General features: G+C 65.9%; 15 protein-coding genes. 4 read left to right on the forward strand and 11 right to left on the reverse strand.

Annotated features, from left to right (window positions below; genetic code table 11):
* Positions 1–89: 89 nt before the first annotated feature.
* Positions 90–1,493 (reverse strand): class II fumarate hydratase, encoded by a 1,404-nt coding sequence (fumC, locus tag RR42_RS33090; RefSeq protein WP_043356194.1) that lies wholly within the window; start codon positions 1,491–1,493, stop codon positions 90–92.
* A gap of 326 nt (positions 1,494–1,819) precedes the next feature.
* The gene (locus RR42_RS33095) at positions 1,820–2,725 is read right to left on the reverse strand and encodes a LysR family transcriptional regulator (protein WP_043356197.1); all 906 of its coding nucleotides are present in this window, start codon (positions 2,723–2,725) and stop codon (positions 1,820–1,822) included.
* A 96-nt stretch (positions 2,726–2,821) separates the two neighbouring features.
* Here RR42_RS33095 and RR42_RS33100 point away from each other — a divergent pair, with 96 nt between their 5' ends.
* Positions 2,822–3,682 carry an aldo/keto reductase family oxidoreductase gene (locus tag RR42_RS33100; protein ID WP_043356199.1) on the forward strand — a complete coding sequence of 287 codons (861 nt, stop codon included), beginning with the start codon at positions 2,822–2,824 and terminating at the stop codon, positions 3,680–3,682.
* A gap of 133 nt (positions 3,683–3,815) precedes the next feature.
* Here the strand turns inward: RR42_RS33100 and RR42_RS33105 are convergent, their stop codons facing one another.
* From RR42_RS33105 to RR42_RS33135, 7 genes are all read right to left on the reverse strand, one after another.
* Complete coding sequence (locus RR42_RS33105) at positions 3,816–5,099, reverse strand: MSMEG_0569 family flavin-dependent oxidoreductase (protein WP_043356200.1); 1,284 nt, start codon at positions 5,097–5,099, stop codon at positions 3,816–3,818.
* A gap of 250 nt (positions 5,100–5,349) precedes the next feature.
* Positions 5,350–5,637 (reverse strand): MSMEG_0570 family nitrogen starvation response protein, encoded by a 288-nt coding sequence (locus RR42_RS33110; RefSeq protein ID WP_043356201.1) that lies wholly within the window; start codon positions 5,635–5,637, stop codon positions 5,350–5,352.
* 9 nt (positions 5,638–5,646) lie between these two features.
* A complete protein-coding gene (locus RR42_RS33115; protein WP_043356202.1) occupies positions 5,647–6,675 on the reverse strand; it encodes a sll0787 family AIR synthase-like protein in 1,029 nt (342 codons plus the stop codon).
* Positions 6,672–7,217 carry an MSMEG_0567/Sll0786 family nitrogen starvation N-acetyltransferase gene (locus RR42_RS33120; RefSeq protein ID WP_043356204.1) on the reverse strand — a complete coding sequence of 182 codons (546 nt, stop codon included), beginning with the start codon at positions 7,215–7,217 and terminating at the stop codon, positions 6,672–6,674. The genes RR42_RS33115 and RR42_RS33120 overlap by 4 nt, the downstream gene beginning before the upstream one ends.
* On the reverse strand, positions 7,214–8,338 hold the full coding sequence (locus RR42_RS33125) for an MSMEG_0568 family radical SAM protein (RefSeq protein WP_052495138.1): 1,125 nt from the start codon (positions 8,336–8,338) through the stop codon (positions 7,214–7,216). The genes RR42_RS33120 and RR42_RS33125 overlap by 4 nt, the downstream gene beginning before the upstream one ends.
* The gene (locus RR42_RS33130; RefSeq protein WP_043356206.1) at positions 8,298–9,320 is read right to left on the reverse strand and encodes a Nit6803 family nitrilase; all 1,023 of its coding nucleotides are present in this window, start codon (positions 9,318–9,320) and stop codon (positions 8,298–8,300) included. Before RR42_RS33130 ends, RR42_RS33125 begins: the two co-directional genes overlap by 41 nt.
* A gap of 82 nt (positions 9,321–9,402) precedes the next feature.
* On the reverse strand, positions 9,403–9,885 hold the full coding sequence (locus tag RR42_RS33135) for an MSMEG_0572/Sll0783 family nitrogen starvation response protein (protein ID WP_043356207.1): 483 nt from the start codon (positions 9,883–9,885) through the stop codon (positions 9,403–9,405).
* A gap of 104 nt (positions 9,886–9,989) precedes the next feature.
* On the opposite strand from RR42_RS33135, the gene RR42_RS40180 reads away from it, so the two are divergent.
* The 3 genes from RR42_RS40180 (at position 9,990) to RR42_RS38005 (ending at position 13,234) form a co-directional block, all read left to right on the forward strand.
* Complete coding sequence (locus tag RR42_RS40180) at positions 9,990–10,229, forward strand: hypothetical protein (RefSeq protein ID WP_144410015.1); 240 nt, start codon at positions 9,990–9,992, stop codon at positions 10,227–10,229.
* A gap of 73 nt (positions 10,230–10,302) precedes the next feature.
* On the forward strand, positions 10,303–11,694 hold the full coding sequence (locus RR42_RS33140) for a PLP-dependent aminotransferase family protein (RefSeq protein WP_043356209.1): 1,392 nt from the start codon (positions 10,303–10,305) through the stop codon (positions 11,692–11,694).
* A gap of 193 nt (positions 11,695–11,887) precedes the next feature.
* Complete coding sequence (locus tag RR42_RS38005) at positions 11,888–13,234, forward strand: phage tail protein (RefSeq protein ID WP_236702102.1); 1,347 nt, start codon at positions 11,888–11,890, stop codon at positions 13,232–13,234.
* A 95-nt stretch (positions 13,235–13,329) separates the two neighbouring features.
* On the opposite strand, the gene RR42_RS33160 is transcribed toward RR42_RS38005, so the two are convergent.
* Positions 13,330–13,902: a nitrogen fixation protein NifQ gene (locus tag RR42_RS33160; protein ID WP_043356213.1), complete on the reverse strand. Its 573-nt coding sequence runs from the start codon at positions 13,900–13,902 to the stop codon at positions 13,330–13,332.
* Between the two features lie 200 nt (positions 13,903–14,102).
* Positions 14,103–15,026 carry an EAL domain-containing protein gene (locus RR42_RS33165; protein ID WP_236702103.1) on the reverse strand — a complete coding sequence of 308 codons (924 nt, stop codon included), beginning with the start codon at positions 15,024–15,026 and terminating at the stop codon, positions 14,103–14,105.
* Positions 15,027–15,157 lie beyond the last annotated feature (131 nt).

Below are 15,157 nucleotides of genomic sequence, written 5' to 3' on the forward strand. Positions count from 1 at the left end.
CCGACCTGCCGTTTGCCCGCTGCTATTGGCAATCCAGCTCCGGCGCGTCACGGTGCGCGCCGGAAGCTTGGGGTCTCAATGGTGGCCGCTCAATCCTTGTTCGGATGCGTCATCTCGATAGGCACGATCCAGCGCGCGTATTCGTCCTCGGTAAGATAGCCCAGCGCCAGCGCGGCGGCCTTCAGCGTCAGTCCTTCCTTGTGCGCCTTCTTGGCAATGGCGGCCGCCTTGTCGTAGCCGATATGGCGGTTCAGCGCCGTCACCAGCATCAGGTTCTTGTCGAGGTTCTCCGCGATCTTCGGCAGGTTCGGCTCGATGCCGAGCGCGCAATGGTCGTTGAAGGCCAGGCAGGCGTCGGCGATCAGCTCGATGCTTTCCAGCACGTTGTGGACCATGACCGGCTTGTACACGTTGAGCTGGAAGTTGCCCTGGCTGCCGGCGAAGGCCACCGTGGCATCGTTGCCGAACACCTGCGCGCACACCATGGTCATGGCCTCGCACTGGGTCGGGTTGACCTTGCCCGGCATGATCGACGAGCCCGGCTCGTTCTCGGGGATGTTGAGCTCACCAATGCCGCAGCGCGGGCCGGAGGCCAGCCAGCGCACGTCGTTGGCCATCTTCATCAGGCCGCCGGACAGCGTGCGCAGCGCGGCGGAGGTTTGCACCAGCGCGTCGTGCGCGGAGAGCGCGAAGAACTTGTTGGGCGCATCGACAAACGGATGGCCGGTCAGCGCGGCGATATAGGCCGCCGCGCGCGCGCCGAACTGCGGATGCGCGTTCAGCCCGGTGCCCACCGCCGTGCCGCCGATGGCCAGCTCCAGCAAGCCCGGCTCAGCCGTCTTGACCGCGTTCAGGCCAAAATCGATCTGCGCCACCCAGGCGCTGATTTCCTGGCCAAGGGTGATGGGCGTGGCATCCTGCAGGTGGGTGCGGCCCGTCTTGACGATGTCCTGGTACGCCTGCGCCTTGGCGGCCAGGGTATCGCGCAAGGCGCCTACCGCCGGCAGCAGCTTGGTATGGATCTGCTCGACCACGGCGATGTGCATGGCGGTGGGGAACGTGTCGTTGGAGCTCTGGCCGCGGTTCACGTGATCGTTCGAATGCACCGGCTTCTTGCTGCCGAGCTCCCCGCCGGCAATCTCGATGGCCCGGTTGGAGATCACCTCGTTGGCGTTCATGTTCGATTGCGTGCCGGACCCGGTCTGGAACACCACCAGCGGGAAGTGCTCATCCAGCTTGCCGGAGATGACCTCATCGGCCGCCTGCACGATCAGCCGGCCGATGTCGGGCGGCAGTTCGCCAAGTTCCGCATTGGCCTCGGCCGCCGCGCGCTTGAGGATGCCCAGCGCGCGAATCACCGGCCGCTGCCAGCGAAAGCGGCTCACCCCGATCGGGAAATTAATGGTGGAACGCTGCGTCTGCGCGCCCCAGTAGCGATCTGCGGGCACATCGATGGCGCCCATCGAATCGGTTTCGGAACGGAATGCGGGCATGGAAGACACTCTCCAAACAAACTACGTCAAGGATCGCCCGGTACGGTGCAACCTGGAGGCACCCATCACCGGGCCGGAATGGTGCGCGGTTGCGCGCGGAAATGCGGGAGAACGAAACGATCTCTCCTCTTCCTTTTGTGGAGGCAGCCCAGCCGCATGCGTTTGCACAGCCGCTTCGGACCAGGACGAACGATAGCCCAGGCGCCGGCCATGGGCAATGAATCCCGACGAAACGAAAGGGGTTCGCAGGCGGTGTGGCTATCCAAGAAATCCGGTCGATACGTAATACCAGATCGTACAGCGACGTGCATTCCGTTGGGGGAGCTTTACGTGACGGCGCCGTTCTTGATGTAGTCGATGAAAGCGCGCAATGGCGGTGGGACGAGGCGTCGTCCTGGGTAGTAGAGGAAAGGGCCCGAGAAGGATTGCCACCATGGTTCCAGCACGGCTTCCAGTGCGCCGCTCTCCAGATGTGGGCGCAGCCAGTCTTCGAACAGGTAGATGATGCCGCTTCCTGCCCTAGCCGCGTCCACTAGCAAGTCGGCGGCACCGGAACGCTCGACCAACAACGGACCATCGGCATCCACCTTCACTGATTCTTCGTTGCGCTTGAATTCCCATGGCTGCACGGCGCGGCCGCCAAAGCGCATGCGCAGGCAATCATGCTGGAGCAACTGGCTTGGATGTTCGGGACGCCCGCGTTTGTCGAGGTAGGAAGGCGCAGCAGCGGCAGCGAATCGCTGCACCCGGGGCCCAATAGGCACCGCAATCATGTCTTGTTCGAGGCGCTCGTCATAGCGGATGCCGGCATCGCAGCCTGCGGCCAACACGTCGACGAGGCTTTCATCCGCAATAATTTCCAGCTGTATGTCGGGATAGGCGGCCAGGAAAGCCGGTACGATGGTCGGCAGCACCAGTCGTGCCGCACTGACAGGTACGTTCAACTTCAGCGTGCCGGCGGGACGGTTGCGAAAATCATTCACTTCGTCGAGCGCGGCTTCGACCTCGGTCAGTGCTGGGCTGAGGCGCGCCAACAGGCGCTTGCCCGCTTCAGTCGGGACCACGCTCCGGGTGGTGCGGTTCAGCAGACGTACGCCTAGTTGTGCCTCCAACCGGCGTACGGCCTCACTCAGGCCGGAGGCGCTGACGCCAGTCGAACGCGCGCCGTCGCGAAAGCCTTTCGCACGTGCGACGGCAATGAACGCATTGAGGTCGGCGAGGTCAGCTTTCATTGTGCAAATTTTCGTACAGGTTGTGCTGATTATAGAGGCTTATCGAACGGCGCATCCTTGCCTACAGTGGACTCCCCATCCCAAAGGAGGTCCACTGTGTCTAAGCAACCAACGACTTATCGCCTCGGCGACCTGACAATCCATCGTATGGGCTACGGCGCCATGCGACTTTCAGGGCCGCACGTCTTTGGTCCGCCTGCCGATAAAGCAGCGGCGCTTTCCGTTCTGCGAACTGCGGTCGAATCCGGCGTAAACCATATCGACACCAGTGATTTCTACGGCCCGCATGTCACCAACCAGTTGATCCGCGAGGCATTGCATCCCTATCGCGACGGCCTGATCATCGCCACCAAGGTTGGCGCCCGACGAGGCGCCGACGCGTCCTGGCTGTCGGCTTCGTCGCCTGCCGAACTGGAGCAGGCAGTGCACGACAATTTGCGCAACCTGGGCATCGAGAGGCTCGATGTGGTCAACCTAAGGATGATGATCGATCCTATGCAGCCGGCCGAGGGTTCAATCGAAGAGCCGCTCACTGCGCTGGCCGAGTTGCAGAACAAGGGCCTGATTCGCCATATCGGCCTGAGTCACGTGACCCATGCCCAAGTCGCGCAAGGACGGCGCATGTGCGACATCGCATGCGTGCAAAACCAATACAACCTGGCCCATCGCGCGGATGACCAGCTGATCGATGAACTGGCCCGCGACGGTATCGCCTATGTCCCGTTCTTCCCGCTGGGCGGTTTTTCGCCGCTACAGTCCGAAACGTTGACTGTTGTGGCCAAGCGCCTGGAGACCTCGGCAAACCAGGTGGCGTTGGCCTGGCTCCTCCAACGGGCGCCTAACGTCCTTCTTATCCCTGGGACGACCTCAATCACCCATCTCAAGGAAAACCTTGCGGCAAGGACACTCCCCCTACCTGACGACGTCCTGATGGAACTGGATGGCATGGTGCGCTAGTGCCAAAATCGGGCGGCATAAAGATCCTTCCATGACGTGCTTCTTTGCTTCCTGATTAGCAGATCCAGGTGAGAGGCTGGTCTAGGACAGGTTCGGCATGCCGGCGACATGGCTTGTGCCCGCGCGGAACATGTCAGGCTGCCAGGGCTTGCGCGCCAAGCTTTTCGCTGACGATGGCCGCCAGATATCCGGCATCGCGCGCAATGCCGGAGAATCGCCCGGAGCCCCAGGTGTGCAGCCACGGCAGCCCGAGGAGGTACAGGCCGTCCTGCGCCGTCACGCCGCGCACGTGGCCGGGATAGCCGCGCCCGTTGAAGACCGGCGCCTCCAGCCAGCTGAAATCCGGGCGAAAGCCGATGCACCAGACGATGGTGCCGATGCCCGCCTGCGCCAGGTCCAGCGCCCAACGCTCCTCGCCCGGCGACCATACCGGCGCGTACGTGCTGGCGGGCGGCGCGGCGATGCCGTGCTTGTCGATGTACTTGTCGATGCTGGCGTTGATGCGGTTGTAGGTGTCGTCCGCATCGTCGAGGTTGGCTTTCAGGTTCGGCGTGAAGCGCAGCTTGCCGTCATGGAAATCCTCCAGCGCGCCGAACAGCTCCATGCCTTCGGTGGCGAACTTGCGCAGGTCGATGTCGCGCCCGCCATCGCGGCCGGTCACATAGTGATTGGTGTTGTCGCGCACGCCCTCGCGCAGCGGATGCTCCTGCACCGCCATATCGTAGTACTGCATGTCGGCCAGCCAGTCCACGACGTCGCGGCCACGGTAAAAGCGCGCGCAGCGCGGCGCCTGGCCCACCGCCAGGAACACCTTGCGGCCCGCCAGGTGCAGGTCTTCGGCAATCTGCGCGCCGGACTGGCCGGAGCCCACCACCAGCACGCCGCCCTCCGGCAGGGCTTGCGGGCTGCGGTACTCGGCGGACTGGATCTGCCGGATGCCCGCCGGCAGGCGCTCGGCCATGCGCGGCACGATCGGGGTGTGATAGCCGCCCGAGGCCACCACCACCTGCCCGGCGGTGAAGTCGCCCTGCGAGGTGCAGACAAGGTAGCCGCCCTGCGCCAGCGGCTTTGCGCGCAGCACCTCGGTGTGCTCCAGCACCGGTGCGTTCACCATGCCGATAAAGCCGTCGAGGTAGGCGATGATCTCGTCCTTCTTCATGAAGCCGTGCGGGTCGTTGCCCTGGTAGGGATAGCCGGGCAAGGCGCACTGCCAGTTCGGCGTGACCAGGCAGAAGGCATCCCAGCGCTGGCTGCGCCAGGTATGGGTGACGGTGTGCTTCTCGACAACGAGATGATCGATGCCGGCCTGCTTGAGGTAGTAGCTCATGGACAGGCCGGCCTGGCCGCCACCGACGATGATGACGCTGTAGTGTTTGGGGGAGCCAGTGGCCTGGGTTTCGTTGAGGGATGTCGACATGATGGGTCCTTCGTTGATTGCTGTGAGATGCGTTAAGGCTTTCAGAGGCGGGTTCTTCAGATGCCGGTCTTCGAACTTCCCCGTGGGTTAATCCACCACCGGTTTGCTCCCCTCTCCCACGCAGTGGGAGAGGGGCCGGGGGAGAGGGTGGGCTCCTGCTCAGAGTGAGGGCCTGCGCCATTGCCACCGCCCGCCCTCTCCCCCGCCCCTCTCCCGCAAGCGGGAGAGGGGAGACCGCAATTGGCTAAACTTACCGGCCAAAACCAAGCACGCGCACCGTGGCGTGCGGCTGCGCGCAAAAACGCGCGGCGGTGGTCTCGATCTGTTCAAGCTGGTCCATGGCAGAGGAGCAGGCATAGCCATACTTCGCCCTGACGCGCTCCGACGCGCTGCCCAGCGCCTGCCTGGCGATCGCCAGGAACGCGTCCAGCGTGTAGTCCTGCCCCGGGACAAAGAACTCGGTGACCACCGAAGACGGGGAATAACAGGTGGCCTCGCTCTGGTCGGGCCAACGTATGCGGAAATGCGTGACTGGCATGCAGGCTCCTCAGGCATCGATGTGGGTGGCGTCCCGCGCGGCACGCTCTGGCTGCGGAACGATGAATGCGTCGTGCGCGAAATCCCACAGCAGGGCGGTCTCGCCGGCCCCGCTGACCGTGACCCGCCGCGAGTCGTCGATGACACCGATCTGCGCGCAGGCAAGGTCCCGCGCACCGAACCGCGCGGTAACGCGCGCCACGTCTTGCTCGCGCACGGCCAGCAAGAAACCATAGCTGGGAAAGGCCGACAGCCAGCGCAGCATGGGCACGCCCGCTGGCGCCGGGATGCGGTCCAGGTCGATCCGCGCGCCCACGCCGGAACACTCCAGCAGCATCAGCGCCGTGCCCAGCGTGCCGGCCATGCTGATGTCCTTGGCTGCGGCGCACAGGCCGTCCTCGGCCAGCGCGGGCAGCAGTTCCAGATCGGCACGCAACCGCGCGGGCGGCGCCTCGGTGGAGGCATTCCAGTACGGATACGGCTCGGCAAAGGCCCCACGCAGATCGACGGCCATCAGCAGCCGCTCGCCCGGGCGCGCCGCGAAGCTCGATAGCAGGCGCCGCGCCCGCCCGACAATGGCCACCGCAAGCTGGGCATGATCGCTGCGGGCATTGCTGTGCCCGCCAACGATGGGCACGCCATAGGCCGCGCAGGCCGCCGCCATGCCCTTGAGCACTTCGGCGGCGCCGGCCACGCCGTTGCTCCAGATGGCGTCCACCACGGCCAGCGGCCGGCCGCCCATGGCATAGATATCGCTGATGTTGACCATCACCGCGCTGTAGCCCGCGAACCACGGCTTGGCATCGATGAAATCCCGGACCATGCCCTCGATGGCGAACAGCAGGTAGCCATCATGGTCGGCAATCGCGGCGCAATCGTCGCCCACCGCCACGGCCTGGCCGAGATCGCCCATGCCGCCCATGCCGCCCATGCCGCCCGGCAGCGCCTTGCCCAGCGACGACAGCACGCCGGCGATATCGGTCTTGTGGCCAAAGCCGCGGCTGGCACGCAGGCTTTCCACAATCTGCGCGACGTTCATGTTCCGCTCCTGCCCAGCGTCGACAGGCCAATGCGCGGCGTCAGGCACGCCGGGTAGTAGTCCAGGTCCGCCTGCATCAGGTGGTGCGGGCGGCCAAGCAGCGTTTCCTCGGCCAGCACGTCCCAATGCAAGCGGCGGAACAGTGGCACGTTCTGGCTCTGCACATGGGCGAGGAACCGGGTGCAGCCCAACCCGTTCGCGCTGCTCACCGCCAGCCTGATCAGCGTCGCGCCGATCCTGCCCTGGCTACGGCATGCAGCGTGCACGGCCAGCCGGGAGCCAAGCCACACCCCGGGCTCGGCCTCGTGGATGCGCACGGTGCCGACCACCATCTCGGGTGCATGCGCCTCGCACTTCACCGCCACCAGCAGTTGCGCCACATCGTCAATCTCGTCGCGGTCGTCGCCAGCAAAGATGCCTTGCTCATGACAGAACACCGCCCGGCGCAGCGCCATGGCCTCGTCCGCCTCCCACTGCGCCCCGGCCCAGCGGATGCGGAACGTCGTGGCCGCAGGCACTTCCACACAGAGATCGTCGTTCATGCCGCCACCTCTTCATACGAAGACAGCGAGGAGCAGGCGCCGCACTTGCCGCAGCCCGCCTTGATATCCGCCGAGCGCATGCCCGCCGCGCTGATCATCGCGCCGAGCGGCTTGAGGATGGCCTTCATGAAATCCGGCGGCGGCGCCGGATGGTCTTCCAGCGGCGTGCCGGTGATCGGCACGAACGGCACCACGAAGGGATAGACGCCTAGCTCGACCAGCTCCTTCGAGATCGACAGGATGGTCTCAACGCTGTCGCCAAGCCCGGCCAGGATATACGTGCTCACCTGCCCCCGGCCGAACACGGCAACCGCAGCCTTGAACGCCGCCATGTAGCGGCTGATCGGCACCGCTGCCTTGCCCGGCATGATCCGCTCGCGCAGGGCGGGCGTGACCACCTCCAGGTGCATGCCCAGCGTATCGATGCCCGAGGCCTTCATGCGCTCAAACCAGCGGTCGTCGTCCGGCGGCTCGCACTGCGCCTGGATGGGCAGGTCCACGGCCGCCTTGATGGCAAACGCGCTCTCGCAAAGTATGGCGGCGCCGCGGTCCGGCGTGGGCGGCGTGCCGGTGGTCAGCACCATATGCTTCACACCATCGAGCAGCACGGCGGCGCGCGCCACCTCAGCCAGTTGCTCCGGCGTCTTGCGCGCAATGGTGCGCCCCGCCGCGAGCGATTGCCCGATCGCGCAGAACTTGCAGGTCTTGCGCCGGCTCTCATAGCGGATGCAGGTCTGCAGCACCGTGGTGGCCAGCACATCCGCGCTGTGCAGCGTGGCGATGTGCGAGTACGGCACGCCCTCCATCGTCTGCAGCGCATAGAAGCGCGGCGCCTTCGGAAAACTGATGTTCGCAATCGGGATGGCGCCACGCATCAGCGCGCTGGTGCCCTTGCCATCCGGCGACGACGCCACGTATGGCGAATGCCAGGCGGTGTTGGTATGCACCGGCACCATGATGGTCACGCCATCCACGGTCACCGCCTTGTGGTCGGACGGGCCCGCGCCGCCGCGCCGGCTGGCGGCGCCCGCAGCCGGGTCCAGCAGGCGCAGCCCGACCGATTGCAACTCGGTCCGAAGCTCAGTTACCGACAACCGGCTCAAGGTCAAGGCCGGCGTCATCTCGCTGGGGTTCATGGTGGGTGCTCCCGTGGTAGTTGGACAAGGCGGTGGCCATGGGCGATGCGGTCGCCGCCGGCCGGTCGTTGATGGCAAGGCTGAGCAATTCCGGCCGGGCGTAGTGCCCCACCGAATCCATCATTCGCTTGCGCTTGGTGATGAGCGACATATCCAGGTCCGCGATCACCATGCCCTCGCCCTCGCGCAGTGGCGGTGCCAGGTGCTGGCCCTCCGGCGACACGATGGCGGTGTTGCAGCCGCCGCGCAGCGCCTTTTGCAAGGCGGGGTCGGTGGTGACCGAGGCGATCTGCTCGTCGGTCAGCCAGCCGGTGGCGTTCACCACGAAGCAGCCGGACTCCAGCGCGTGATGGCGGATGGTGACTTCGATCTGCTCGGCAAAGACGGGGCCCACCAGCGAGCCGGGAAACTGGCTGCAGTGGATTTCCTCGTGCTGGGTCATCAGCGCGTAGCGGGCCAGCGGGTTGTAGTGCTCCCAGCAAGCCAGCGCGCCCACGCGGCCGATGGCGGTATCGGCCACCTTCAGGCCGGCCGCGTCGCCCTGGCCCCAGATCATCCGTTCATGGAACGTCGGCGTGATCTTGCGGCGCTTGAGCACCAGGCGGCCATCGGTATCGAAGATGAGCTGCGTGTTGTAAAGACTGCCGTGGTCGCGCTCGTTGACGCCGAGCACCACCACCATGGCGTGCCGGCGCGCGCGCTCGGACACGGCATGGGTGACGGGGCCGGGCACCACCACCGCCTGCTCGTACAGCCGCATGTGGTCGCTGCCGGATTGCACGGGCGGCCGCACGAAGGAGAAGTACGGGTAGTACGGCAGGAAGGTTTCCGGAAAGACGATCAGCTGCACGCCTTCCCGTGCGGCGCGGTCGATGGCCTCGCAGACTTTGCCAAGCGTGCCTTCGCCGTGCTCGAGGTCCGGAGAAATCTGGACCGCGGCCGCGCGCACAATGCGTTTCTGTGACATGGTGATGCCCGCCCTTTCTTTCAGCGTGAATGCGTTAAAGCGTGGATGCGTTAAAGCGTCAATGCGTTGAGCCGCTGAGCCGTTAAACCGTCCAGGTATCCAGGATCAGCGCGTTCTCCTTGCGGTGGATCAGCTTCAGGTCCAGCACATCGAGCGGGCTGATCGGGCGGATGCCTTCGATCAGCGATGCTTCGCCATGGCCATACAGCGCTTGCAGCGCAAAGCGGCAGGCGTAGACCTTGCCGCCCTCGTCCATAAACTTGGTGATCTGCTTGTTGAAGTTGAGATGGCCGGCGAAGGCTTCGTCGCCCAGCGTGGGAAAGCCGCGCTGCAGGCCCAGCGTCACGCCCGGGCCGTACAGCAGGATGGAGGTCTCGAAGCCCTTGCGTTGCAGGCGCGTGGCCTGCAGCAGGTTGACGAAGCCGATCGAGCCTTCGAAGGCCACGGTGTGGAAGGTGACCAGCGCCTTCTCGCCCGGTTCTGCCTTGACGTCCTCGAATACCTTCTCTTCGTAGTCGACCAGGAAGTCGCCTTTCTTGTGGGCCGGTTTGTTCACTGCGGGCATGTTGCACTCCATAAGGTTGGGGGATCTGTCGATCGATCGGCGCTGGGCCGACACCAAACCTTGAGCACGGGACATGCCATCTACCATGCCCGCCGATGCGATCAATGACCGATCAGGCAGCGAATCGCTCATTGATTGCATCGCTGATTTTCCGGATGGCGAAATGTGGGCGAAACGCTAGTGCCTTAGCCGCTACCGGCCTTTTGCGGCCATGCACTGCGGTGGACCGCGCCAGCCTGGGAAACACGCCCGGAAGCGGTGCAATGCCGCAATATCGCACCATCATTGCGCAAACAAAAATGCAATCAATCCAAGCGAAAAAAACGATCATTGTGGTAGCCTGAATCCTCGGCGAAAACCTCAGCGAAAGCCTCGACGAACGCCGCATCCGACCACCGCGAACATCAGGAGCCCACCTTGCCCGGACTTGCCAGCCACTGGCTCAAACGCCTCGGCGAGAGCACCAAACCCGCTTACCTGATGATCCCCGACCTGATCGAGGAAGACCTGGCAAGCGGCCGCTTGCAAGCGCGCGACCGCCTGCCGGCGCTGCGCGACCTGGCCGAAGCGCTACGGCTCAACTACACCACCGTGGCCCGCGCCTACGCGCAAGCCCGCAAGCGCGGGCTGATCGACGCCAAGGCCGGCAGCGGCACCTTTGTGCGCGGGCGCGCGCCCGCCCTGCCGCTGCGCGCGGGCACGGGTGCCGAAATGACCATGAACAACCCGCCCGAGCCGCCGACGCTCACCGTGAGGCTGCGCGAGTCGGCAGCGCGCCTGATGAGCACGACGGATCCCTACGACCTGCTGCGCTACCAGGATTTCGGCGGCACGCCGGCGGATCGCGCCGTAGCGGTGGACTGGCTGAGGCGCTATGTGCCCGCCTGCCGCGCGGATACCGTGCTGATCTGCCCGGGGATTCACAGCGCCCTGGTGGCGCTGGTGTCGCTGCTGGCGCGGCCCGGGCAGACGATCTGCCTGGATACGCTGGCCTACCCCGGCATCAAGGCCATCGCCACGCAGCTCGGCGTGCAGCTGCAGGCCCTGCCCAGCGATGACGAAGGCCCCCTCGGGCCGGCCTTCGAAACACTCTGCAAGACGCAAAAGCCAAGCGCGCTGTACTGCAATCCCACGCTGCAGAACCCCAGCACCAGGACCATGCCCCAGGGACGGCGCGAAATCCTGGCCGATATCGCCCTGCGCTACAGCGTGCCGATCATCGAGGACGATGCCTACGGCATGCTGCCGCAGCGCACGCCGGATGCCATGGCCACGCTCGCGCCGGAACTCACCTACTACGTCACCGGCCTGTCGAAATGCTTTGGCGCCGGATTGCGCATTGCCTTTATCCACGGCCCCACCGCGCGCCAGACCCAGCGGCTGGCCGGCACCCTGCGCGCCACCACGGTGATGGCAAGCCCGTTCAATACGCTGCTGGCCACATCGTGGATCAAGGACGGCACGGCCGAAGACATGCTCAAGGCCATCCGCGCCGAGTGCGTGGCCCGCCAGCTCTTGGCCCGCGACGTGCTGGCGGGGCGGCCATACGACGCCGACCCGGAAGGCTTCCATCTCTGGCTGCCGGTTCCCCCGGACAGCGGCTGGCGCCCTTCCGAGCTGGCGCTGCATCTGCGCTCGCGCGGCATCGGCGTGGTATCGAGCGCGGCGTTCGCCACCGATGGCAATCCCCCGGATGCGATCCGGATCTGCCTGGGCGGTCCGGGCGAGCGCGACGAGGTAGAGGAATCGCTGCAGATCGTGGCGGATACGCTGGACGATCCGCATCACCTGCATTCGGCCATGCTGTAGCGGGCCATTGCGCCTTCGCCCTGCCCGCGAAAGGCCAGAAGCTATTGCGCGCCCCCCCTGCAACCCCCTATAAAATGCCGCCTGCTGCGCCCGGCGGGCGCTTCCAAACCATAAGTAAAAGAAAAGTGCACCTCGACACCGTCGAGACGTGTGCAAGCGGATAACTACGTTTGGGAAATCAAGGGAAATCAAGATGCAAACAAAAATGCGGGCTCTCTATCTGTCCATGGCCGCGGCCTCGCTGCTGAACGCATGCGGTGGCAGCGGCGGCGATACCGTGCAATCGTCCGGCAACGCGCCGGTCACGGTGGCACCAGCAGCCTCGATCTCCGGCGTTGCCGCCACCGGCGCGCCCATTGCCAACGCCACCGTGGAACTGAAATGCGTGGCCGGCACGGCCTCCGTCACCACCTCGGCCACCGGCGCCTGGTCGGTCACCACCGCCGGCCTGGTGCTGCCGTGCGCGGCGCGCGTGACCGGCCCGAACGGCGTGCTGCACACGCTGATCCTCGGCCCCGGCGTGACCAACATCACGCCGATCACCGAACTGGTGGTGGCCAGCGCCACCGAAAACCCCGACACCGAAGCCTTCTTCAACACGTTCTCCGCCACCTCGGCCGGCGCCGCAAGCAACCGCCTGCCCACTGCCCTGACTTTGACCAGACAGCGCCTGGCCAACCTGGGCGTGACGGTGGACACGCTGAACCTGCTCAACCAGGTGTTCCAGCCGCAAGCCGGCGACGCCTATGACGACAAGCTCGAAGCGCTGATCGTGCGCCTGAAGGCCAACAACGCCACGCTGGTCACGGTGGCGCAGGAACTGGCCAGGGGCGATGTGGGCCCGGCAGGGGCAACAGGCGCGACCGGCGCCACGGGTGCGGCAGGTCCCACCGGGGCTACCGGCGCGATGGGGGCCACCGGAGCCACCGGGGCCACGGGAGCTACAGGGGCAGCCGGCGCGCAGGGCCCGCAAGGTGCCGACGGGAGCAATGGCGCCACTGGCGCCACCGGAGCGACCGGAGCCACTGGCGCCACCGGTGCGCAAGGCGTGACGGGGCCGACGGGCGCGACTGGCGCGACCGGGGCCACTGGCATGCAAGGCCCGACGGGAGCCACCGGCGCCCAAGGCGCTACGGGTGCCACTGGCCTGACGGGCGCTACCGGCGCCACCGGTGCCCAAGGCGTAACGGGGTCCACGGGAGCAACAGGGGCCACGGGGGCAACTGGCGCTACCGGCGCCACAGGTCCCATCAACCCGGGTCTGGGTGGATTTAATGCCGGAACCGCCGGCGATGGCACCGGCGGTGCCGACTGCACGATAGGGAGCGTATGGCTAACCGCCGCAACTTACGGAAACGGCATGGCGGCCGATGGCCGGCTGCTGCCCATCGTGCAATACACCGCGCTGTTCTCGCTGCTGGGGACTAACTTCGGCGGCGACGGCCGGACCACGTTCGCGTTGCCGAATCTCGCGTCCGTCACACCAAACGGCCTGACTTACATGATCTGCGTGAACGGTCTTTTCCCCTCCCGGAGCTAAGCAGCCAGAGGCCGGGGACACAAGAAGCCGGCCTCCTTGCCGCTCAAGCCTGGCGCGTAGAACGCCATCCGAGCCGATCATGGCGGCCTGCCAGCCTAACGCCAGCCAATCACCGACTCGGCGCCGTGGCAGCTGGCGTAGTTGTCGCATCCGGCGCAAGCCGGTTCGGGACACGGGTGCAGGTCCAGCCGCCGGCATAGCGCGTGGTAGAAGAACTTCTTCCACTTCATGTCCGTGGTGTTGGCCGCGTAGAGCGCGGGGAAATACGCCTGCAGCAGGCGCGACACGTCATGCCGGCCCGACAGGCCCATGTCGTGCCAGAGATGGGAGCCGCCAAAGCACCCGCTGGCCAGCGCGTGGGCGGCCCAGCGCGTTTCTGGGCGAGCGGGATCGCCCGATGCGATCAGCATCTGTACCAGATCGGGAAACTCGCAAGGCAACGCGGCGGCATCGACCGGTGCCGACTCCGGCGCCCACCCCGCCGCCCTGGCACCCGGAAAACAGTGGTCCAGCATCTGCCAGAACTCGGGCTCAGCAAGCCCGAGCCACTGCGCGAACCTGGGCAGCCTGGCAGCGTTGGCGCTTTCCAGCACGCCCGCCAGGGCGCGGCAGGCCGGCTCGCCGGGGGAGAGCGAAAACGCATCGAGGATCAGCAACGACTGGTTCACTGGCAATGCCTTGTGGAGCCGGGCCGGCAACAAAGAAGGGAGAATGCCCTGATAGCGAAATATATCGATGTATATAACGGTAGTCAAACGCAGGCCGCAGCAGGCCGAGGCAGGCCAACTCCATCCCCGCCAAGGGATAGCTAGCTGCGGCACCCCTGGGCAAGGCGGCGCAAACCGCCCCCGCCGCGCGGGCACATAGCCTAAAGCTGGAGCCGCTCAAAGGGCATCGGAGGGGAAACAGCATACCCCTGCAGCAAATCCGCGCCGAGCGACCTTGCCAGCACCACGTCGTCCGGGCTCTCCACGCCTTCAGCCACCGTCTGCAACTCCAGCGAGCGCGCCAGCGCCATCGAGGAAGAGAACAGCCGCCGGGCGCGCTCGGCGTGGCGCGCGCGGTGCAGCAGGATCTTGTCCACCTTGACCTGCTTGAACGGCAGCAGCCCAAGGGCCTGCAGCGAGGCATAGCCCGAGCCGAAATCGTCCTGGGAGATCACCATGCCACGGGCGGAGAGCGCGTTGAGGTTTTCCAGCAAGCGCGCCTCGCTGCCGCAGGAAATGCGGGTCTGCTCGGTCAGCTCCAGCACGATGCGCGCGATATCCAGCCCATGGGAAATGCCTGCACGCACAAAGCCCTGGACGAAACCGGCCGCTGCCGCGGTCGTCGGGTTGACGTTCAGGGAGAACCGGCCCGTGTATTGCGGAAACCGCGTCTGCACCCGAGCGCATGCGCCAAGGAAATGATCCAGCAGCAGCGTCTCCACGCCATGGCTGGTGATGCTGCCGACAAACTTGTCCGGGGCATGGTGCCGCCCCCTGTCGGACCAGCGCGCCAGCACCTCCAGCCCGACGATGCCGCCGTGCTGCGCGCTGATCTGCGGCTGGAACACCGGGTAGATATGCCCGAACTCGATCGCACCGATCAGGTCCTCCCGGGTGAGCGAGAGCAGTTCCTCGCGATCCAGGTCGCGTTCCGTGGCATCCACGCCCTGCGGCCCGCCTGAAGGCCACGCCATCCGCTGGCGCAGCCGCGCCAGGCGCGCGGCCACCGGATCGGGTGGGCCACTGTCCGGATGCGGGCCCCACGTGCCGGCAGACGCCGTGCCACTGAAAAACGCGTAATGCAATCTAAGCTCCTGGAAGGCATTTGGACGGCCGGGTGCGACATGCACACGCATCACATCAAGCTCGCGCGCGAGCACGCCATACCACCATACCGCCATACCACCATAGCGCCCGGCAATGCGATTGGCTGCGC

The sequence above is a fragment of the Cupriavidus basilensis genome, from assembly GCF_000832305.1.
Lineage (GTDB): Bacteria > Pseudomonadota > Gammaproteobacteria > Burkholderiales > Burkholderiaceae > Cupriavidus > Cupriavidus basilensis_F.